We start from the raw sequence: 22,048 nt of genomic DNA, 5'->3' as shown, positions 1-22,048 counted from the left end.
GCTGCGTCGACAAAACGCGACGCCGGCGCCGTCAGAATGCCACGCCGAGATCAACCTTGGCGCCCTGATCGGCGACGCCGCCGCCGAACTGGCCTGTATAGGACAGGCCGAGCTTTGCGTTGGGGGCGAGAAGCAGGTCGAGACCGGCCTCGATGAGCGCGCTGTCCCTGCCGATCGGCACGCCTGCTATGGTGAAGGGACCGCCACCGGCGAAAGTGAAGGTCGACTGCGGCGTGACATCGCCGAAAGCATGACGCCAGCCAAGCATGCCGCGCGCGGTGGCGTTGATGCCGCCAAGCGCGAAGTCGGTGGAACCGCGCAGGCCGAGCGTGGTGAAAGTGGCATCGGTGGTCGAACCGGCGCTGACCAGCGCCGCTGGGCCACCTTGTTCGGCAAACCCATCGGCGTGCACGCTGACATAAGCGAGATTGGCGAAGGGCTCGAACTTGAATTGTCCGGCATCGGCCTTGTAGGCGAGTTCGCCAAAGACCTGCGCAGCGCCGGCGTCATAGTCGGCCGAAAGCGCGTCGGCAAAACCGTCGAAGGCTACCGAGCGCCTGGCCGAGATGCTGCTCCAACTGTAGGCGGCGCCGGTGCGGAAGGCGATGGCGCGCCAATTGGTGCCGCCATAGAGACCGAGATGATAGTTGTCGCTGTTGCCAGTCGAATTGCGGTCGTCGGCATCGAAGCTCGAATGGCTGTAGCCGCCGAGCACACCGACACGCCAGCCGCCGACCGACGTATCGGCGCCCGCCAACAGGCCGCCGGTCGAGCGATCGAAGCCGGCGGCGTTGCCATCGGAATCCATTTTGCCCCAAGACCCAAAGGCCTGGCCCCAGACGGCGAAACGATCGGTGTCGGCGGCCACCATTTCGGGGCCTCCCTCGCCATAAGCCATGATTGGCAGGGCGGCCACGCTGCCGTCGCCGAAGGCAGCGGAGATGCGGCTGGTGACGGCATCCCGGACGAAATGGCTATCTCCCAGCAGCATGCCCTTAGCCGAGGCATGGATCTCGCCCGACAATTGGTCGAGGGCATCTCGAGCTGCAGGCGTGGCGGGTAGCTGCAGCATGGCATCGTAGAGCGGATTGCCGCTGCCCAGACTCTCGGCGCCGCTACCGGCGGCGATCTGGTTGGCGGCCTGGCCTACCGAGGCAAAGCTGATGCCGTTGCGATGCAGCCGCAGATAGACATTGTCCGCGTCGTAGCTGAGCGAGGGATCGAGGAAGGCGAAATTGCTGGTGACACCGGCGAAGGCACCGCTGACGCCGCCGGTCGCCGACAGGATCGTATAGTCGGTCTGAGGGCTGTAACTGCCCGCGCCAGCCAGCACGCTCACTGTCCCGCCATTGATCGTGGCCTGGCCAGTCACGTTGAGGCGGGAGGCTTGCGCGGCCGCATTCGCTGCGACCTGATAGGTCGAGCCGGTGTTGAAGGTGACGGCGCCCGCCACCGTCATGGTGCCGATGCCCCCGCCAGAGCCAGATGCTCCCGTGCCGGCGAAGAGGCGGCCGGAGATCGCGACAGTGCCCGTGATCGTGCCGGTGCCGCCCAGGGCGGCACCCGATCCGACGGTGACCTGGCTATTGCCCACTGTCCCGTTGATGAGAAGCGTTCCACCGGTGACGTTGGTGTTTCCGGTATAACTATTGCTGCCGCTCAGGGTGAGTGTCCCCGTGCCCGATTTTGTCAGTCCGACGACCGTGGGTACAAGAATCGCCGGGAGGGTGCTGCTGCCTGGACTGACAAGCTGGATGCCATTCCTGATGGCGCCGCTAAAGGTGGTGTCGGTGGCTTGATCCACGGTGAGCAAGCTGGGGGATCCCATCGCCACCGTGCTGGTGATGTCGCCTGCGCCCGACAGCGAACCGACCGTCTGCGATGTGATGCCGAGATCGAGAGTGGCGCCGCTTGCGACGAAAAGCGATCCGGTTGGGGCGCCGAGCGTGCCGCCATCGCCAAGGAACAGCCTTCCGGCCTCGATATTGGTGCCACCTTCGTATGTGTTGGCCCCGATCACGTACAGTTCGCCGGCACCCTGTTTGGTCAGCGCCCCTCCGCCGCCCAGCGGAGAGGTGATCTCCACATTATAGCCGTTGGTATCGATGAAGGCGCCGCCCGCCTTGATCGTCACATCGCCGGCGACAAAGTGGCCGAGCAGATCGGCGTCGGCAGCCGTGGCTCGTAAAATGCCGCCATCGAAATTGACCGTCGCGCCATCGAGGCCTTTGACGATGCCACCGGTTTCCAATACCCCGCGTGCCCCGGCCGTGCCGTTCAGATTGAGCGTGCCGCTGGCGGAGCTTGAGCGCACCATATCGAGCGTGCCGACGCTGACCCTGCCACCATCCGCAATGGTGAGCGTGCCTGCGCCCCGATAGCCGAGGTACAGATAATCCGTCGTCCAAACGGACCCGCTGCCGGTGACGAGAACCGTTCCGTCGCTGCCTGCTGCGTCACCCACATAACTGGTTTCGTTCGCAACCTCACCGCCATTTGCGATCGCCAACGTGCCGCCATTGACGGTGTTGAAGGCAAACGTGCTGTTCCCTGTCAGGGTCAGCGTGCCCGCGCCGTTCTTGAGCAGCCAAACGGTGCCAGTGCCGGTGCCGGTCATGTATCCGTCGGTGATCGCACCGCCATAGTTGGTGTTGCCGGCCTGATCGACCGTGAGCGAGCTTTGCATACCGCCTGAAACGGAACTGGTAATGCCGCCGGCACCGGACAGCGCGCCGACGATCTGGTTGGTGCCGGCAATATCGAGCGTGCCGCCGCTGGCGATGGCAAGCGTGCCCGTTGTTGCGCCGAGTGTGCCGGCGCCGTCGAGCTTCAGCGTGCCGGCCGAGATCGTCGTGCCGCCGGTGTAGGTGTTGGATCCCGAAAGAATGAGCGTGCCGAGGTCGGTCTTGTCGATGCCGCCGCTGCCGGTGAGCGCGGACAAAATGGTCGCGGACATCCCCGCGCCGGCCGCGGTGCCGTCGCCCACGCGGATCGGAACGCTCGACCCGGTGAGATCCAGCGCGTCGCCTGATATCTGATACCCATCGACGAAGAACTGCATCCCGCCGGCCACGTCCAGCGCACCACCGCCCGCGCTCACCGTGACCACGCCCGGCGTGCCCTGGAAGATCACCATGGCGGCAGGATCGTAGGCGCCGCTCGCGCTGCCGCTCACGTTGGTCCAGTTGGTTCCGGCAGCGCTCCACGTGCCTGTGCCGCCGTTGACCATATTGTTGGCCGTGGTCTGCGCGCCGTTCCAGAAATTGTACGTGTCGGGCGCGACCGCCCCGACCAGCAAGTTGACCTGGTTGGCCACAGAGGTCTGCACGGCCAGATCGCCGGCAGTATAACCGGCTGGCGTCGCGCCAACGGTCATCCCGTGGTCGGTCAGCGCCCCACCGTAATCGAACAGGCGATAGAGACCATCGCCGAAACCGCCGGCGTCGCTCACATCGAGCGTGCCGGCGAGCGTCAGGTCGCCGGCGACGTTGAACAGGCGCGCGTTGCCCGGTGCGCCGAGCGAGACATCCACGACCGAGCCGGCGTTGAGCTCCAGCGACCCCATCGACAGGGTCCGACCGGCGCGGCCCAGCAGGATGCCGCCGGATGCCACGGAAACGTCGCCGGCGATCGATCCCGCGCCGCCCAGGCTGCCTCCCGATGCAACCGCAACCGTGGAAGTGCCCAACACGATGGGTCCCCACATGACATTGCCCAGGGACCCATCGACGAGCAGCGTGCCGCCCGTCACATTGGTGGTGCCGGTATAGGCGTTGTTGCCGCTCAGGGTGAGCGTGCCGGCGCCGGACTTGGTCAGTCCGGTCATGGTGGTTACGCCATTGATTTCGTCGAAGTAGTCCGTGATGACGCCACTGAACGTGGTGTCGGTGGCTTGATCGATGGTGAGCAAGCCCGGGTTGAAGTCCGAACGGGTGATCGTACCCGCGCCCGATAGCGAGCCGACCGTCAGGGCCGTGGTATCAAAAAGCAGCGTGGCGCCACTGGCGATGTCGAGCTTTCCCGTGGGCGCACCGAGCGTGCCGTTGCCCTTGAGGTCCAGCGTACCTGCTTCGATCCGCGTCCCGCCGCCATAGGTGTTGGAACCCGAAAGTGTCAGCGTGCTCAACCCGCGCTTGACCAGCGCGAGCGTGCCGCTACCGGCGCCATCGGCGATCACGCCGCCGAAAGAAGAATCTCCAAGGGCGGAACCATCGATCGTCAGCACGGCATCCGCCGCGCCGCCGTTTACGATCTGCCCGCTGGGGATGTAGTTCGTGATCCGGCCGACGGTCGTGCTGAAGCCGTTGAGGTTGAGGAGACCTCCGGCGCTCACTGCCTGACTGCCGAATTCCAGGTCGGTGTTCGCCGTCGTCGCGTTGGCGGCCCCGATGTTGACGACACCGTCTCCACCGAGCCTCAACCGACCGCCATTGATGGCGCCGGTGGCCAGTGCGTTCACGGTGCCGTTGATGACCAGCGTCCCACCAGTGATGGCGTTGGCGACGTTGGCATTGATGACGGCGTCGAAGGTCGGCAACTGCACGAGACCGCCGCTGACGGCCCCGGCCGCGTTCGCATTGAGGACGGCGCCATTACGGAAGGTCGCGGCGACAGTGCCGCTGAATGTGTCGGCCGTGTCGGCATCCACCTGGCAACCATTGGTAAGGCCGCCGTTGAAATCCGGAAACCCGCTGGTATAGGGGCCACCTCCCGGGTCACAAGGCTGTTGCGCTTGGGCCGTCGAAGGCGCGCAGGCGATGGCGAGGAGCGCGAGGGTCGAGGTCGTGACCGACAGCCTGCAGAGCGAAATGGTCCTTGAACGATTGCCGCGCCCTGCCGCCATTGCCATGCTCCCTCGCGGCAGCCGCCCGCGTGGTAGCGCAAGGGAGCGCGGGCATACGCCCTCCCCTCGCGCCGCCATCGGCGGCACCGCGATTTCATTGATTTGTTCCCGATCCCGAACGGGAGTCGTCGATGGTCTTTTCCGCCGAGGCCGCGGACACATCAATCCCGCGTTCCGGGGGGTATGGGCAAAATATTATGGTAAATCCGGTATTTCGCCGGGCAGCCAGGCAACAAGCCCCCGGCGTTCCGGTTGGCCATCGCCCTACCTCGTCTTAAGCCGGGTCCGCGCTAGCCGTCTTTGCCGCCCGCGATCAGGCCTTTCGTGCCGTGGTCTGGATCGGGATGGCCAGGATCAGTCGCGTGCCGTGTCCGGGCGCGCTTTCGATTGCTATTCGTCCACCCATCTGGTCAGCCCGACGGCGTATGTTCGCAAGGCCTCGCCCTTCGCCGGCGGCGCCTGAAGCCGTCCCGGGCTCGAAGCCCTTGCCGTCGTCAGACAGCATGACGTGAATGGCGCCATCCTCACCCGGGTTCACCGCGAGTTCGATCCTTGTGGCCGAAGCATGGCGCAAGGTGTTGGCGATGCCCTCCTGCAACAGCCGATAGAGGCTGAGCAGCCGCCGCACGTCGAGGCTCGGCGCCGGGATCGGGAGCGTGCAGCGATAGTCCAGGGTGATGCCGGATCGGGCAAGACGGCCCGCCATGCGCTCCTGGAACATCGCGAGCGCCTCGTCGATCGGCTCGTTGCCCGCGTCGATTGCACTGGCCATGTTGCGCAGGTCATCGACCGAAGACTGCAATCCCTGCTCGATTTCCCGCGAGGTCAGTCGATTCTCGCGAACATCGAGGAGAAGGTGCGTCAGCACACCGCCGACCCCGTCATGCATGTCGCGCAACAGACGCTGACGCTCGGCGTCGATCGCGATCAACCGTTCCTGATGACGCAGCAATCGCGAGGAACGCAGCAGGCTCGCATCCTGCTCCAGCACCTGACGTTCCAGGTCGCTGCGCGCCTCCTCCGCCTCCTGATTGAGCCTGTGGCCCTGCAGCGCGATCTCGAACAGGATGCCGAACATCGTCAATGGCGGTGCGAGGACCGAAGCCTGCAAGGCGAAACCGGCGGGCGGCGGCAAGAGAAACAGGTCGAAGCCAATCGAGGCTAGAGCGACAAGCAATATCGCCAGAACCCGGATCGCCGGCCCCGGAGTTGTGCGTCCCATCCGCAGCAACGCCAGAACGCCATAGCCCAGCAGCAGGGTCAGCGCTATCGCATCGAGCCAGGACACGACTGTCGCAAAGTCGACGCCTTCGATCATGGCCCCAAGCAATGCAACAAAGGCGACGACAAAGCAGCCGTAGGCCACCCACGCCTCGCGCGGCCGCCAGCCGGCAAAGGCGTTCACCGCAAGCGCGGCCACCGTCAACATCAGATATTCCACACCGTAGCGCAGCAACGGAAACCAGGCATAGGGCAGGCTCTGCGCCCCGAAGGTGGTGAGCCACGCGTCGATGCCCACCGAGATGAGCAGCAGGCCGGTAATGCATTGCAGCCGTGAGAACCGGTTGACCGGCAACACGACGAGCAGCGCCGATCCCATCATCAGTTCCGTGACAACGACCAGCCATACCATGTCGAAACGCTGGAATTCCTCCCGGCCGGCGGCCTCGTCCATACGGTCGAAAGGCCCGGCATAGGCTGCCACGGTCTCCGGGCAGGGATCTTTCCGGCAGATGAGCGACCACGCGTCCCCCGCCGATGTTTCCGCGCGCGACAACAGGCTCGCTCGCGCCGGATGCAGGATCACGGGCTGCCAGCCGGGGATACGCAGCAGGGCCGGCCCTGAAAGCCCGGCGGCATAGGCGCCCACCTCGGCCGGCTCGGATGCCAGCACCGCACCCACCGCCGGCAACCGGTATTCCTCAAGTGTGCCCGCGGGCTGCAGGCCGGCGATGAGGAGGCCATAAGCGCACCAGAACAGCAATTGCGCACCGAGAATAATAACCAGCGCGCGGCGCCATCCGGTCAACCGGGGCATGATGGTCACAGGCGCAGCAACCCGCTGCGAAAGGCGCGCACCATGGCCTCGCCCCGATTGCTAACCCTGAGCTTCCTGTAGATCGACTTCACATGATCGCCGATCGTGTGTGGTGAGATTTCGAGTTCGGCCGCCGCCTGCCGGTTGCTTAACCCGCGCGCCAGAAGCTGGAGCAGTTCGATTTCGCGCGGCGACAGCGGCGGATCGGCATCATCCGGCTTGAGATCTTCCCGTTGCCGGCGCAAATGACGCAGCACATACGCGGCGATGCTGGGCGACAACGGAGCACCGCCGGTCAATGCATCGGCTGCTTGCTGGCCGATGTCGAGACTGTCGATGTCCTTCAGCAGATAGCCGTCCGCTCCCGCCAGCACGGCCGCCAGTACCGTATCCTGATCGCCCAGCACCGAGAGGACGAGTATCTTCGGCTCAAGACCGCCTCGTGCACGGATTTCCTCGATCAGTTCGATCCCGCTGCCATCTGGAAGGCCAAGATCGAGAATAAACAGGTCCACCTTCTCGTCGAGCAGAGCACGCGCGCCGGCCAGCGTGCCCGCGGCGGCCATCAGCGACAAGCCCTCATGCGCCGCCACGCCGCGTCCAACATAGGCGGCGACGAGCGGATCATCCTCGACAATGACAACGTTCGCTTTCACGGCCCCCGCCCGCCTGTCTGCAATGAATCTGCCGGGCCATTGTACACCGATCGGCACACCAGATGGCAATCTCCACCCGCCGGCAATCACAGCTCGGCATCTCCTGCGAGCAGAACCTCAGGCCTTGCCAAGTCGTCCCATGACACCGGATCACCCCACTTCGCGCAGGATGAAATCGTGCAGCATCTTGGCGGCCGGCGACAGCACGCGGTTCTTGACCGTGATCAGGCTGTAGGGCCTGACCTCGATATCGAACTCGGTCTGGACGACGTCGATGGCGCCGGCGAGCCCGTCGGGATTCTGGATGAACTTCGCCACCTGCACCGATACCGGCGCGATCGCGTCGGATTGCGCGACCATGACCAGGGTCAGCAGCAGTGAGGAGGTGTTGAGGATGCGATCCGGCAGCGCGATGTTGCGGTTGAGGAAATTGCTCTCCATCGCCTGGCGCAGCGGCGAACCGCCCGACTGGAAGACCCAATCATAGGCGGCCGTGTCCTCCAGCCGCACCGCCGCGCCTCTTGTGAGCGGATGGCCACGGCGCACGATGAGGCAGGCTTTCTCGACGCCGATGACGCGCGATTCGAACAGGCGCGGATTGAGGTCGTCGGGGATGCGCGCGATGATGAAGTCGTGACGCGACGCGATAAGTTCGCGCGCCAGCACGTTGGAGGTCTCCACCTGCATGGTGATTTCGATGCGCGGATAGATGCGGCGGATCTCCCGGATGGCCGGCACCGCGAGTTCGATCGCCGGCGCCGTCACCGCTCCCAGAAACACCGACCCGCCCTTGCCGGCCTTGAGTTCGGAAATCTCGCGATCGACCTCGCGCATCTCGAGCAGGATCGAACGCGCGCGCCTGGCCAGCGCCTTGCCGTAGGGCGTCAGCGTGATGCCGCGCGGCAGCCTCTCACACAGCCTGACCTCCAGCACCGCCTCCATCTCGGCGATCATGCGCGAGGCGGCTGGTTGCGAGATGTTCATGACCTGGGCCGCCGCGCTCACCCCGCCGTGATCGTCGAGCGCGACGATCATGCGCATGTGGCGCAGGCTGAGGCCACTGCGCAGCAAGGTCTCACCCGCGCCAGGCCGGTCTTTGTAAGGCTCTGAAATCCCATCAGGATTTGTCAGCTCCGCCATGTTTTCTGACCCGTCCTTCATATACCGGTTCTGATATAGCAACCATCATAGATCGCATTTGACAGTTATGGCAAAGGGTCACACTTTTCGCGTGTTCCGAGACGTGACAGTCGCCGACGAGAAAAATCGTATCGATTGAAACAAGCGCCTTGGAGCCATGGGAGGATACCGGAGATCGATATGACGGCAGTGGTGCCTCGGCGCTTCTGCACGATTGCGCGGCCCGCGACCCCCGGGGTGCCGCGTCCTTCAACCAGGGAGAGTAAAGTGAAGATCATCAAGACACTGGCCGCAGTCGCGGCGCTTGGCATCGCTGCCATGACCTATTCGGCGCACGCAGCCGACAAGGGTCTCGTCGGCGTGCTGATGCCGACCAAGACTTCGCAGCGCTGGATCAATGACGGCGACGCCGTCAAGTCCCAGCTCGAGGCTCTCGGCTACACGGTCGACCTGCAGTACGCGCAGGACGACATCCCCAACCAGCTCAGCCAGCTGGAAAACGAAATCACCAAGGGCCCGAAGGCGCTGATCATCGCCTCGATCGACGGCACCACCCTGTCGGATGCGCTGCAGAAGGCCGCTGACGCGGGCGTCGTCGTCATCGCCTATGACCGCCTGATCAAGAAGACCCCCAATGTCGACTACTACACCACCTTCGACAATTTCGGCGTCGGCGTGATCCAGGCCAATTCGCTCGTCAAGGGCCTCAAGGAACGCTTCCCGAACACCAAGCCGTGGAACGTCGAACTGTTCGGCGGCTCGCCCGACGACAACAACGCCTTCTTCTTCTACAATGGCGCGATCTCCGTCCTGCAGCCTTTGATCGATGACGGCTCGATCAAGATCAAGTCCGGCCAGATGGGCATGGACAAGGTCGGCACGCTGCGCTGGCTGGCGGCCACCGCCCAGGCCCGCATGGACAACCTGCTCTCCGCCAACTACTCGGACGGCAGCCGCGTCGATGGCGTTCTGTCGCCCTATGACGGCCTGTCGCGCGGCATCACCGCCTCGCTGCGCGCCGTGGGCTACGGCACGGCCGCTCAGCCCTGGCCGATCGTGACCGGTCAGGACGCCGAGACCGCCTCGGTCAAGCTGATCATCACGGGCGAGCAGTACTCGACGGTGTTCAAGGACACCCGTGACCTCGCCAAGGCCACTGTCGGTCTGGTCGACAAGGTGCTGTCGGGCGGCAAGCCGGATGGTCTCGACACCAAGACCTACAACAACGACGTCAAGGTCGTTCCCTCGATCCTGCTGACGCCGCATGAAGTCGACAAGTCGAACTACCAGAAGCTGGTCGTCGACTCCGGCTACATCAAGGCCGAAGACCTGAAGTAATCCCGATTACCAGGAAGGGGTCCTGCGCAACGCAGGGCCCCTTTTCGTTCAGAAGCGACCCCGGTATTGTTCCTGCCGGCCTAGAGCAATTCCAGGAAAAGTGCGTAGCGCTTTCCCCATGGGAATTGCGTAAAAACAAGAACGTCTGGGAGGAGCTTGCCCCGATGACGACGATTTTGGAGATGCGCGACATCACCAAGACGTTCCCAGGCGTGAAGGCGCTGTCGAACGTCAACCTCAGCGTCGAGGAAGGCGAAATCCATGCCGTGGTCGGCGAGAATGGCGCCGGCAAGTCGACGCTGATGAAGGTTCTGTCGGGCGTCTATCCTTCCGGAACCTACGACGGCCAGATCATCTTCCAGGGCCAGGAATGCCAGTTCAAAGGCATCCATGACAGCGAACACAAGGGTATCGTTATCATCCACCAGGAGCTTGCCCTGGTGCCGATGCTGTCAATTACCGAAAACATTTTCCTCGGCAACGAAAACGCCAGATACGGCGTCATCGACTGGGATGCCAACGAGCAGCGCACCGCCGCCCTGTTGAAGAAGGTGGGTCTCAACGAGGACCCCAAGACACTGATCACCAACATCGGCGTCGGCAAGCAGCAGTTGGTCGAGATCGCCAAGGCGCTCAGCAAGGACGTCAAGCTCCTGATCCTCGACGAGCCGACCGCGTCGCTCAGCGAGAAGGACAGCCAGGCGCTGCTCGACCTTCTGCTCGAATTCAAGCGGCAAGGCATGACCTCGATCCTGATCTCGCACAAGCTGAACGAGATCAACCGGGTCGCCGACAAGGTGACGGTCATCCGTGACGGGCGCACCATCGAGACGCTCGCCAAGAAAGACATCAGCGAAGACCGCATCATCACCTCCATGGTCGGCCGTTCGCTGGACGACCGCTATCCGCCGCGTGAGCCCAAGATCGGCGAAGTGGTGTTCGAGGTGAAGAACTGGTCGGTCTACCACCCGATCCATGCCGAGCGGCAGGTGATCAAGGGCATCGACATCAATGTCCGCAAGGGCGAAGTGGTCGGCATTGCCGGACTGATGGGCGCCGGCCGCACCGAATTCGCCATGAGCCTGTTCGGCCGATCCTACGGCCGCCGCATCACCGGCGAGGTGCTGCTCAAGGGCAAGCCGGTCGACGTCTCCTCGGTCAGCAAGGCGGTCCAGCACGGCATCGCCTACGTGACGGAAGACCGCAAGACCTACGGCCTCAACCTTATCGATCATATCAAACACAACATCACGCTGGCCAATCTCGGCGGCGTGTCGCGCCACAGCGTCATCGACGATCTGCGCGAACTTGCGGTTGCCAACGACTATCGCAAGAAGACCAACATCCGCGCTTCCAGCGTCTACCAGTTGACCGGAAATCTTTCGGGCGGCAACCAGCAGAAGGTGGTGCTGTCGAAATGGCTGTTCGCCGACCCTGACGTGCTGATCCTCGACGAGCCGACACGCGGCATCGACGTCGGCGCCAAGTACGAAATCTATACGATCATCGCGCGGCTGGCCTCGGAAGGTAAGGCGATCGTGGTCATCTCGTCTGAGATGCCGGAATTGCTTGGCATCACCGACCGCATCTACGTCATGAATGAAGGGCGCATCGTCGGCGAAATGCCGGCGGCGGACGCAAGCCAGGAAAAAATAATGCGCGCCATCGTCCGGGGAGAAGGAAAAGCAGCATGAGCACCGAAAGCGCCCCCGCCCCGCAAGGCAATGTCGGCGAAGAACAGCGACCACGCATCGCCGTCTCGGCACTGACGACGAACCTGCGGGAATACGGCCTGATCATCGCACTGATCGTCATCATGCTGTTCTTCCAGTTCACCACGTCGGGCACGCTGTTCAAGCCGGTCAACCTCTCGAACCTGGTGCAGCAGAACTCGTTCATCATCGTCATGGCGCTGGGCATGCTGCTGGTCATCGTTTCCGGCTATATCGACCTCAGCGTCGGATCAGTCGCCGGTTTCATCGGCGCGCTGGCGGCGAACATGATGGTCATCTGGCAGCTCGGACCGCTCAGCAATCCGCTGGTGGTTTCGATCGTCTGCCTGATCGTGGGTGGCCTGATCGGCGCGGCGCAAGGCTACTGGATCGCATACCATCGAATACCGAGCTTTATCGTCACGCTGGCCGGCATGCTGATCTTCCGCGGCATCTGCCAGGCGCTTTTGGGCGGCGGCTCGTCGGTCGGCCCGCTTCCGGACGGCTTCAAGGCGCTGAGCTCCGGCTTCATCCCTGATGTAATCGGCCCGCTGACGCTGATCCCACCGACGGTGAACGCGGCCGGCAAGACCATCATGGGCAGCGGCCTGACGCTGCACATGACGACGGTCGTGCTCGGCGTGATCGCGGTGGTGGCCTACGCCTATTTCGGGCTGCGCACCCGGCGCAAGCGCGAACGCCATGGCTATGAGGCCGAACCCTTCCCGCTGTTCGTCATCAAGACGCTGGTCGCCAGCGCGCTGGCGCTGTTCCTGGTCTATGAGTTCGCCAGCTACAGGGGCCTGCCCGTGGTGCTGCTCGTCATGGGCGTGCTGATCTCGCTGTTCGTCTTCGTGACCAAGCGCATGACGATCGGCCGCCGCATCTACGCGATGGGCGGCAATCCCAAGGCGGCGCAATTGTCGGGCATCAACACCGAGCGGCTGACGCTCCTGGTATTCATCAATATGGGCGTGCTGTCCGCACTCGGCGGCCTGATCATCGCGGCGCGCCTCGGCCAGGCCGTGCCGGCGGCGGGTCTGGGTTCGGAGCTCGACGTCATCGCCGCCGTCTTCATCGGCGGCGCCTCGGCGATGGGCGGTGTCGGCCAGGTCATCGGCGCCGTGGTCGGCGGCTTCATCATGGGCGTCATGAACAACGGCATGTCGATCATGGGCGTCAACGTCGACTGGCAGCAGGTGGTCAAAGGCCTGGTCCTGCTCGGCGCCGTGATCTTCGACGTCTACAACAAGAACAAGGCCTGACGGGCTTAGGCGAGGCAACGAGGAAGGCATACGATCGCGGCGCTGCCGGCCAACAGCCGGCATCAGGAAGTCCCCGGGAAACCGGACCCGCGAGCGCAATCCGGACGAAGAATTTCACCCGTGGCGCGGCAAGGTCCGAGCCGCGCAGGTCAAGGTTTGCCGAGCGGCAGCCGGGCCAAGACATATGAGAGAGGACTGATCATGCTGATCTCGCAGATTCTCGACGACGCCGAGACCATTCGCGTCGTGGCCCGTAACGGCGGCAAGACCCGGATCATCAATGGGGCGCGCAGCGTCTATTCGCTGGCGATGGAGGCGGCGCGCACCGGCGTCGGCCTCGCAACACTGATCGAGCGCAAGGGTCTTGGCGAGACGGTCGATCTTGATGCCGCCTACAAGAAGGGCCGGCTGTTGTCGCCAATCAACCATCCGGACCCCGCGCATCTGCATCTCACCGGCACCGGACTGACCCATCTGGGTTCCGCGGCGACGCGCGATTCCATGCACAAGAAGCTCACCACGGACGGCGAGGAGCAGCTTACCGATTCCATGAAGATGTTCCGCATGGGGCTCGAGGGCGGCAAACCCGCCAAGGGCCAGGTCGGCGTGCAGCCGGAATGGTTCTACAAGGGCAATGGCACGATGGCGGTGGCGCCGGGCGCGGCACTGCTGTCACCCGCCTTCGCCAAGGACGCCGGCGAAGAGCCCGAGATCGCCGGCATCTATGTCATCGGCGATGACGGCGCGCCGTTCCGCGTCGGCTTCACGCTGTCGAACGAGTTCTCCGATCACGTCACCGAACGCGTGAACTATCTCTTCCTTGCTCATTCCAAGCTGCGCAACGCTTCGTTCGGACCCGAGATCCTGCTCGGCGACCTGCCGGCGGACATCCGCGGCAGCTCGCGCATCGTGCGCGACGGCAACACGCTGTGGGAGAAGCCGTTCCTGTCGGGCGAGGCGAACATGTCGCACACCATCGCCAATCTCGAGCACCACCATTTCAAATATTCGGCCTTCCGCCAGCCGGGCGATGTGCATGTCCACATGTTCGGCACCGCGACACTGTCCTTCGCCGACGGCGTCAGGACCGAGGCCGGCGATGTCTTCGAGATCGAAGCCGGCGATTTCGGTCTGCCGCTGCGCAACCCGTTGGAGATCGAGCAGCCAGTGAAGGTGGTCGTGAAGGCGCTTTGAGAGATTGATCTCCCCCCTTGTGAGGGAGATGGCCGGCAGGTCAGAGGGGGGGGCGCTGTCCCGCCAGCGCATCAAGCTGACAAAGCTGGGCGTTCGGATTTTTTTGGTTTGTTTGAAAATGGCAGAGGCCGCGATCCTTCGCGCCCCCCTCTGCCCTGCCGGGCATCTCCCCCACAAGGGGGGGAGATTGGCAGCGTCACCGCACGGCCCTAAAATGCTTGGACAGTTTCAGGCCCTGCGCCTGGTAGTTGGAGCCGAGATCGGTGCCGTAGAGTGCCTGCGGGCGTTTCAGCATATGTTCGTAGACCAGCCGGCCGACGATCTGGCCGTGGTCGAGGATGAACGGCACTTCGTGGCTGCGCACCTCCAGCACCGCACGGCTGCCGGTGCCGCCGGCCGCCGAATGGCCGAAGCCCGGATCGAAGAAGCCGGCATAGTGGACACGGAATTCGCCGACCAGCGGATCGAAGGGCGTCATCTCGGCCGCGTATAGCGGCGGCACATGCACCGCCTCCTGGCTGACGAGGATGTAGAATTCGTCGGGATCGAGCACCAGTTCACCGGCGCCGCTCTTGTGGATCGGCTCCCAGAAATCCAGCACGTCCTGCGCGGCGCGCTTGTCGACGTCGACAAGGCCGGTGTGGTGTTTGCCCCGATAGCCGACCAGGCCGTCCTTGTCGCCCTTGAGGTCGATCGACAGCGCGATGCCGCCGCCGGAAATGTTGGGTGGATCGGTGGCCACCAGCATCTCCGAGCCGTGCAGTTCATGCAGTTCGGCTTCCGAAAGCAGCGCATTGCCGGTGCGAAAACGGATCTGCGACAGCCGCGAACCGGTGCGCACGACGATCGGGAAGGTGCGCGGGCTCACTTCCAGATAGAGCGGACCATTGTAGCCCGAAGCGATCTTGTCGAACTCGTGGCCCCGGTCGGTCATCACGCGGGTGAAGATGTCGAGCCGTCCGGTCGAGCTCTTGGGATTGGCCGAGGCGGAGATGTGCCCCGGCAGGGCAAGGCTCTCCAGCAACGGCACGATGTAGACGCAGCCGGTTTCGAGCACAGCCCCATCGGCCAGGCTGATCTCGTGCAGCTTCAGCCGGTCGAGCTTCTCTGAGACCGTGTGGTTGGGACCGGGCAGGAAGGAGGCCCGCACGCGCCACGCCTTGTCGCCGAGCCTGAGATCGAGGCTGGCCGGCTGGATCTGATCGGCATCGAGCGCGCGCGGCGACTTCAGGGCGCCGGACTGGAACAGCGCCGAAATGTCCTGATCGGGAAGAATGCCTGTCTGCCGCAAAGTCTTGCTCCGCTCCAAGACGGGTCTCTCTTGCCGCAGGTTCTCACCACAAAACCGCTCGGCACTTTTGCGGCACCTGCCTTGGTACAAACCTCTTAATGAAGCCGGCAATTGACGCAAGCGCGGCGCGGGTCTAAAGGGTCGTTATCCCGTGGTGATTTGGCCGGTCGGCTTGCAGCCACGTTAAACAAGTCGCTAAAGGACCGTCGGGCCGCAAGGCCGTATGGACCGGTTGCGACTTTTCGCGGCCGGTTTTTTTGTGTTTGGATAGGACGATGACGAGCAAGACGCGCAACTGGAAGCCTCAAACCGCACTCGTGCATGGCGGAACGCTGCGTTCCCAATTCGGCGAAACCTCCGAGGCGATGTACCTCACCCAGGGCTATGTCTACGAGACCGCCCAGGCGGCAGAAGCCCGCTTCAAGGGCGAGGAGCCGGGCTTCATCTATTCGCGCTACGCCAATCCAACCGTCGACATGTTCGAAAAGCGCATGTGCGCGCTGGAAGGCGCCGAAGACGCGCGCGCCACGGCATCGGGCATGGCAGCGGTTTCCGCGGCGCTGCTGTGCAGCGTCAAGGCCGGCGATCACATCGTGGCGGCGCGGGCGCTGTTCGGCTCCTGCCGCTGGGTGGTCGAGACGCTGGCGCCGCGCTACGGCATCGAGGCGACGCTGGTCGACGGCACCGATATCGCCAACTGGGAAAAGGCGGTCAGGCCCAACACCAAGCTGTTCTTCCTGGAAAGCCCCACCAACCCGACCCTGGAAGTGGTCGACATCGCGGCGGTTGCCTCGCTCGCCAATTCGATCGGCGCGCGACTGGTGGTCGACAATGTCTTCGCCACGCCGCTGCAGCAGAAACCCTTGCAGCTCGGCGCCCATATCGTGGTCTATTCGGCGACCAAGCATATTGACGGCCAGGGGCGTTGCCTGGGCGGCGTCATCCTGTCGGACAAGAAGTGGATCGACGAGAATTTGCACGACTATTTCCGCCACACCGGGCCCAGCCTGTCGCCGTTCAATGCCTGGACGCTCCTGAAGGGCCTGGAGACACTTCCTGTGCGCGTGCGCCAGCAGACGGAAAGTGCTGCCAAGATCGCCGATTTCCTGGCCGAACAGCCGCAGATCGCCCGCGTCATCTATCCCGGGCGCGCAGACCATCCGCAGGCTGCCATCGTCAAGAAGCAGATGTCAGGCGGCTCGACGTTGATCTGCCTCGACGTCAAGGGCGGCAAGCAGGCAGCCTTCGCCTTGCAGAACGCGCTCGACATCGTGCTGATCTCGAACAATCTCGGCGATGCCAAGAGCCTGATCACCCACCCTGCGACGACGACCCACAAGAACCTGAGCGACGAGGCCCGCGCCGAACTCGGCATCGGGCCCGGTACGCTCAGGCTGTCGGTCGGTCTGGAGGACACCGACGACCTTCTTGAAGACATCGCGCAGGCCTTGAAGGCTGTGAAATAGGAGCACCGGACCGCACCGGTCAGGCGCTCGAAGGCGTCTCCTCCAGTTCGGCGGCCTTGGTGCCGATGGTCATGGCATTGCCGCGCCAGTCGACGGCGCCGCCGAGCCAGCCACGCGCCCACATCACGGGAAGGATGAGGTCGCGTGCCATCATGGCCGACAGCGAGCGTGACGACAGGTACCAGCCCTTGGACCATGCAAGCGCGTATTCCGGAAGGTAGAAGGCCGCCAGCACGGCGACGGCGGTGGCCCACAGGCTGAAGCCGGCGCTTGCGGCCGCGATCAATGCGAGCGCCAAGGGCACTACCGCGCCGGTCAGGATTTCCGGCGCGAAGAACAGCGGGAATGTGACGCGGCGCAGGCGGGCCCAGCGCGCCTGGCGTGACCAGATCTCGCCAAGCCTGCGCCGGCCGAGCGGCTGCTCGAAGGGCGCGGCGACGAGATTGACGCGCAGTCCGAGGCTGTTGACGAGCTTGGTGGCGGCGGCATCCTCGGCGATCTCGGCCGCCAGCGCGCGAATGCCGCCATTGGCGTCCAGCATCGGCTTGTTCCACAGCATGCTCTTGCCTTGGGCAAAGCCCAGGCCAAGCGCCTCGCCGGCATATTGCCAGCGGGCCTGCAACGTATTGAGGAAGGCGCATTCGACCTCGGCCCAGAAGCCATCCGGCCGCGAACCGATCGGTGTCGAGCAGACGAGACCGGTACCGGGCCGCCACGCCGCCATCATGTGCTGGATGTAGTCTCTTGGCATCAGCACGTTGGAGTCGGCCAGCACGACCCAGTCGTGCCGCGCGGCTTCCCAGCCCTTGACGCAATTGTTGAGCTTGGGGTTGGCGCTGACGCGGTCGTCGCCGACCAACAGCCGGGCCGGGATTTTCGGAAAGCGGCCGATCGCGGCGCGGATCAGCTTGACGACGGGATCGTCGGCATGGGCGACACAGAAGATCAGCTCATAACGCGGCCAGTCGAGAGAGAAGGCCCGCTCGAGCGTCTCCTGCGTGAACGGTTCGACGCCACGTGAGGGCACGACGATCGACACCGGCCACGATCCGGCGGTTGGCGCTGCCATCGAGGCGCGGCGTTTGAGTTGCGACGCGGCAAGCGCAATGCTGGTGGCGTTTGAAAGAATGAGCGCGGTCGAAAGCGAGGCGGCTATGAGGCTGAGTTCCATCGAAATCTGGTCACTCCGGAAAACACGGGCCGCATGAGGCCGTTTTCAACAGTTCGACAGAGCGCCGAGTCGCGCGCTTGGCGCACACCATCATTGTCGTGTGTCACTTAAATGACATTCTTTGCCGGCACCTGCGTTTGAGGATCAGCCGCGACAAGACGCGCAGGTTGACCTGCCCGCCGGGAGCACCGAGGGTTGTCGGATCGTTTTGGAGCCGTTCATGTATCGCGCCGTCACGCGCAACATCGAAGTGCAGGTCAGGCCGTTCTACCTGGAGGATCGCTCGGATCCCGCGGAGAACCGCTATGTCTGGGGCTATCAGATAACGATCGACAACCAGTCGGACGAGTTCGTGCAATTGCTGTCGCGCTATTGGCATATCACCGACGGCGCCGGCCGTGTCGAGGAGGTGCGTGGCCCGGGTGTTGTCGGCGACCAGCCCGAACTCAATCCGGGCGACAGCTATCAGTATACGTCAGGCTGTCCGCTCTCGACACCATCAGGGATCATGGTCGGGCGCTATACAATGCGCAACAAGCGGGGCGAGACGTTCGACATCGCCATCCCCGCGTTTTCGCTGGACCTGCCGGGAACAAGGCGAACGGTGAATTAGGCACGGCTTTGCCTTTTCCCCGTTAACGGGGAGAAGGTGGCCCGAAGAAGCAGCTTCGGTCCGCCGACATCACACCGTCGCGGTCCGCCGCCAGATAACCAGGCTGACCAGGAGCAGGAGTGCCGCCGAGGCTGCGATCACGCCAAAAAAGGCGTGGTCGAACGCTGTGCTGGCGAGGCGGGCCAAGGCCTCGGCATCCGCGGGCGCCAGTTGCTCGGCGATCAGCAGCGCCTCATCCAGGCTGTCGCCGGCCTGCGCGGCGATCCCTTGCGGCAGCACCAGGGCATAGGTGTAGAGCGCCGACATCAGGGAGCCGAGGAGAGCAATGCCGAGCGCGCCGCCAAGCTCGAAGGAGACTTCCTCGATGGACGCCGCCATACCTGCTCTCTCCTCCGGAGCGGACAGCATGATGACGCTGGAGGCAGCCGTCATGGCCGCGCCGAAACCGAAGCCCATCAGCGACAGCGCGGTGAGCCACAGCCAGGTCTCGCCCTGATAGACCAGCAGGTAGGCGACAAGCGTCACCCCGGCCAGCAGCAACGAGGACCACAGCACGCGCACCGCTCCGACCCGGGGCAGCGCCAGGCCGGTGAGCGGGCCGGCGATGAAGGCGGCGAGCGGGATCGGCAGGATGATCAGGCCGGCCTGCAGCGGCGAATGGCCGAGTACGAGCTGCAGGCGCTGGCTGAACACCAGCTCGACACCGATCAAGGCGGCAGACGCCACCACAGCCGTCGCGACCCCGGCCGAGAAGCGCGGATCGGCAAAAAGCGAGAAATCGATCAGCGGCGTGCGGCTGGCGAGCTGGCGGCGCACGAAGACGACCATGGCGGCGAGACCGACGGCAAAAGCGAGCGCCGCCGCCAGCCAGGACGGATCGCGCTTGGCGAACTCCTTGATGGCGTAGGTCAGGCCGACCAGGCCGACCATGATTTGAACGGAGCCGACCAGATCCCAGGGGTGATCGCTGTTGCCCGGCCTGTTGGGCAACAGCGTCATGCCGGCAAGCAGGGCGACGAGCACCACGGGCACGTTGATCAGGAACACCGAACCCCACCAGAAATGCTCCAGCAGCGCGCCGCCGACGACCGGTCCGAACGCGGCGCCGCCGGACGCCACGGCCGCCCATACACCGATGGCGAAGGCGCGCTCCTTCTCGTCGGTGAAGGTCAGCCGGATCAGCGACAGTGTGGCCGGCATCATCATGGCGGCGCCGACCGCAAGCAGCGCACGCGAAGCGATGAGCCAGGCCGAGGTCTGGGAAAAGGCCGCGCCGAGCGACGCCAGACCGAACACGACGAGGCCGGCCATGAACATGCGCTTGTGGCCGAGCCGATCCCCCAGCGTGCCGACGCCCGGCAGCAGACCCGCGACCACCAGCGGATAGGCGTTGATGATCCATAGCTTCTCGGTCGCCGTCGCCCTGAGGTCGTGCGTGAGCGTGGGAAGCGCGGTGTAGAGCACGGTCATATCGATGACGATCAAAAACAGCGCACTCGACACGATGGCTAGGACCAGCCAGCGGTTGGACAGGGACATGACGGCTTCCTTCAGTATACGGTCACTCGCGGCCTTGAACGGCCACGGGCACGCATATAAATACGATCGTATTCAAATGGAAGAGGCCGGATGTCAGGAAGACCGCGCAGCATCGACCGCGACAAGGTCCTCGACGCCGCCGAGACGGTGGTGACCGAACTCGGCGCATCGGGGCTGAGCTTCGATGCCGTGGCGAAGGCCGCCGGCATCACCAAGAGCGGTGTGCAATATTGCTTCGGCACCAAGGACAATCTGATCCGCGCGATGATCGCCCGCTGGGCCGACGCCTACGAAACCAAGGTCATGAAACAGGCCGGACCCAGCCCGTCGGCGCAATCGGTGATCCGGGCGCATCTGTCGGTGACGAAGGATGAAGACGAGGAAGAACACTCGCGTTCCGCGGTCATGATGACGGCGCTGCTGGAGGCACCGGAGCGGGTGGCCGAGAGCCGGGAGTGGTACAACGGCTTTCTGGCAAGGCTCGACCTGTCGAGACCGGCGGACCGCCAGATCGCCGTCGCCTTCCTGGCCGGCGAAGGCGCTTTCCTGCTCAAGGCACTCGGCCTGATCAGCCTGAGCGAGTCCCATTGGCACGCGCTATTCACGGATATGCTGAAGCTGACGCGCACCGACGGGGAATGAACCTGCCCCAAAATCCCCGCGGAGCCTGAGTTTGCATGAGGGCGGGAAGATGAACAACCCGGTTCGCGCCGGCTCCTATCTGCCCGGGCACCTTCTCCCCGCGAAACGGGGAGAAGGAAGGGACTTCATTGCGCAGCGAATTCGGCCGGGTCGAAGTCGTACTGCGTCGAGCAGAACTCGCAGGCGACGTGGATGCCGCCATCCTCGGTCGAGTCCCTGATCTCCTGGGCGGAGAAGCCCTCGAGGATGCCGCGGATCTTGTCCCTGGAGCATGAGCATTGATCGGTGACGGGAACGCCGCCGAAGACGCGCACGCCATGCTCGTGGAACAGGCGATAGAGCAGCCGCTCCGCGCCGACCGTCGGATCGATCAACTCGGTCGGCTCGACGGTGCCGAGCAGCGCCAGCAATTCCTGCCAGGAATTGTCGGCCGGATCATGCACATCGTCGCGCGGATCACCGTCGCCGCCGTGAATGTCGGGAACGCGCATGCGCTCCGGGGACTGCGGCAGAAACTGCGCCAGGATACCCCCGGCGCGCCACTGCTCGCGCGCGCCGCCAGGCGCGGGCGTCAGCAACTTGGCGACGGACAGCCTGATGTCGGTCGGAATCTGTTCCGACTGGCGGAAGTAGGTGCGCGCCGCGTCCTCCAGCGTTTCGCCGTCGAGCTGCACGATGCCCTGATAGCGCTGGGTGTGGGCACCCTGGTCGATGGTCAGCGCCAGCACGCCTTTGCCAAGCAAAGTCTGCTGGGACGTTTCACCCGACGCGATCAAGGCCTCGAGACGATCCGCGTCGAAACGCGCATAGGCGCGCAGCGCCGAGGGCGTGGAAAAATCGGCCACCAGCATGTCGACCGGCCCGTCGGTGCGGGTCTGCAGGATGAACTTGCCCTCGAACTTCAACGAGGTGCCAAGCAGCACCGTCAGCACGCAAGCCTCCGCCAGCAGGCGGGCGACCGGCTCGGGGTAGTCATGCCGCGAAAGGATGGCGTCGAGCATCGGTCCGAGCTGGACCGTGCGGCCGCGCACGTCGAGCGGGCCGACCTCGAAGGGCACGACGTGGTCGTCGCCGGCATAGCCGAACTCGCCGAGTTTGGGGTGATGTTCAGTCACTTGATGCGTTTCCAACATGACAAAG

15 protein-coding genes and 1 riboswitch are annotated in these 22,048 nt (G+C 64.3%); of the genes, 7 read left to right on the top strand and 8 right to left on the bottom strand.

The annotated features are described in order from the left end of the window. Positions 1-31: 31 nt before the first annotated feature. The 4 genes from FFS37_RS03335 to FFS37_RS03320 form a co-directional block, all read right to left on the bottom strand. Positions 32-4,843, bottom strand: coding sequence for an autotransporter domain-containing protein (locus tag FFS37_RS03335; protein WP_171026147.1), 4,812 nt, complete (start codon positions 4,841-4,843; stop codon positions 32-34). Positions 4,844-5,156: 313 nt separating this feature from the next. Beyond that, positions 5,157-6,881 carry a sensor histidine kinase gene (locus FFS37_RS03330; RefSeq protein WP_232375572.1) on the bottom strand — a complete coding sequence of 575 codons (1,725 nt, stop codon included), beginning with the start codon at positions 6,879-6,881 and terminating at the stop codon, positions 5,157-5,159. Between the two features lie 5 nt (positions 6,882-6,886). Continuing rightward, the gene (locus FFS37_RS03325; RefSeq protein ID WP_137929498.1) at positions 6,887-7,627 is read right to left on the bottom strand and encodes a response regulator; all 741 of its coding nucleotides are present in this window, start codon (positions 7,625-7,627) and stop codon (positions 6,887-6,889) included. A 60-nt stretch (positions 7,628-7,687) separates the two neighbouring features. Then, entirely contained in the window at positions 7,688-8,677 is a 990-nt protein-coding gene (locus tag FFS37_RS03320; RefSeq protein ID WP_137929497.1) for a LysR family transcriptional regulator, read from the bottom strand. 267 nt (positions 8,678-8,944) lie between these two features. Between FFS37_RS03320 and chvE the strand changes: the two genes are divergently transcribed. The 4 genes from chvE (at position 8,945) to araD1 (ending at position 14,186) form a co-directional block, all read left to right on the top strand. Further along, the gene (gene chvE, locus FFS37_RS03315) at positions 8,945-10,015 is read left to right on the top strand and encodes a multiple monosaccharide ABC transporter substrate-binding protein (protein WP_137929496.1); all 1,071 of its coding nucleotides are present in this window, start codon (positions 8,945-8,947) and stop codon (positions 10,013-10,015) included. Positions 10,016-10,179: 164 nt separating this feature from the next. Then, positions 10,180-11,709: a multiple monosaccharide ABC transporter ATP-binding protein gene (gene mmsA, locus FFS37_RS03310; protein ID WP_137929495.1), complete on the top strand. Its 1,530-nt coding sequence runs from the start codon at positions 10,180-10,182 to the stop codon at positions 11,707-11,709. Further along, positions 11,706-12,992, top strand: coding sequence for a multiple monosaccharide ABC transporter permease (mmsB, locus tag FFS37_RS03305; protein ID WP_137929494.1), 1,287 nt, complete (start codon positions 11,706-11,708; stop codon positions 12,990-12,992). The genes mmsA and mmsB overlap by 4 nt, the downstream gene beginning before the upstream one ends. Positions 12,993-13,193: 201 nt before the next feature. Further along, positions 13,194-14,186 (top strand): AraD1 family protein, encoded by a 993-nt coding sequence (gene araD1 / locus FFS37_RS03300; RefSeq protein ID WP_137929493.1) that lies wholly within the window; start codon positions 13,194-13,196, stop codon positions 14,184-14,186. 196 nt (positions 14,187-14,382) lie between these two features. On the opposite strand, the gene FFS37_RS03295 is transcribed toward araD1, so the two are convergent. Then, positions 14,383-15,495 (bottom strand): 2'-deoxycytidine 5'-triphosphate deaminase, encoded by a 1,113-nt coding sequence (locus FFS37_RS03295; RefSeq protein ID WP_408631425.1) that lies wholly within the window; start codon positions 15,493-15,495, stop codon positions 14,383-14,385. Positions 15,496-15,618: 123 nt separating this feature from the next. Beyond that, positions 15,619-15,696: riboswitch (SAM riboswitch) on the top strand. A 56-nt stretch (positions 15,697-15,752) separates the two neighbouring features. Here FFS37_RS03295 and FFS37_RS03290 point away from each other — a divergent pair. Beyond that, positions 15,753-16,943: an O-succinylhomoserine sulfhydrylase gene (locus tag FFS37_RS03290; RefSeq protein ID WP_137929492.1), complete on the top strand. Its 1,191-nt coding sequence runs from the start codon at positions 15,753-15,755 to the stop codon at positions 16,941-16,943. Positions 16,944-16,962: 19 nt separating this feature from the next. On the opposite strand, the gene FFS37_RS03285 is transcribed toward FFS37_RS03290, so the two are convergent. Beyond that, positions 16,963-18,114, bottom strand: coding sequence for a ceramide glucosyltransferase (locus FFS37_RS03285; protein ID WP_137929491.1), 1,152 nt, complete (start codon positions 18,112-18,114; stop codon positions 16,963-16,965). A 220-nt stretch (positions 18,115-18,334) separates the two neighbouring features. Between FFS37_RS03285 and apaG the strand changes: the two genes are divergently transcribed. Beyond that, the gene (gene apaG, locus FFS37_RS03280) at positions 18,335-18,727 is read left to right on the top strand and encodes a Co2+/Mg2+ efflux protein ApaG (protein WP_137929490.1); all 393 of its coding nucleotides are present in this window, start codon (positions 18,335-18,337) and stop codon (positions 18,725-18,727) included. A 69-nt stretch (positions 18,728-18,796) separates the two neighbouring features. Here apaG and FFS37_RS03275 read toward each other — a convergent pair whose 3' ends face one another. Beyond that, positions 18,797-20,266: an MFS transporter gene (locus FFS37_RS03275; RefSeq protein WP_137929489.1), complete on the bottom strand. Its 1,470-nt coding sequence runs from the start codon at positions 20,264-20,266 to the stop codon at positions 18,797-18,799. 90 nt (positions 20,267-20,356) lie between these two features. On the opposite strand from FFS37_RS03275, the gene FFS37_RS03270 reads away from it, so the two are divergent. Further along, positions 20,357-20,908 carry a TetR/AcrR family transcriptional regulator gene (locus FFS37_RS03270; protein WP_137929488.1) on the top strand — a complete coding sequence of 184 codons (552 nt, stop codon included), beginning with the start codon at positions 20,357-20,359 and terminating at the stop codon, positions 20,906-20,908. A gap of 125 nt (positions 20,909-21,033) precedes the next feature. Here FFS37_RS03270 and FFS37_RS03265 read toward each other — a convergent pair whose 3' ends face one another. Next, entirely contained in the window at positions 21,034-22,041 is a 1,008-nt protein-coding gene (locus FFS37_RS03265) for an Hsp33 family molecular chaperone (protein ID WP_171026146.1), read from the bottom strand. Positions 22,042-22,048: the final 7 nt, after the last annotated feature.

It is taken from the genome of Mesorhizobium comanense, from assembly GCF_005503535.1.
Classification (GTDB): domain Bacteria; phylum Pseudomonadota; class Alphaproteobacteria; order Rhizobiales; family Rhizobiaceae; genus Mesorhizobium; species Mesorhizobium comanense.
The sequence above is the reverse complement of the archived record's forward strand: the minus strand, read 5'-3'. Positions and strand labels throughout refer to the sequence as shown.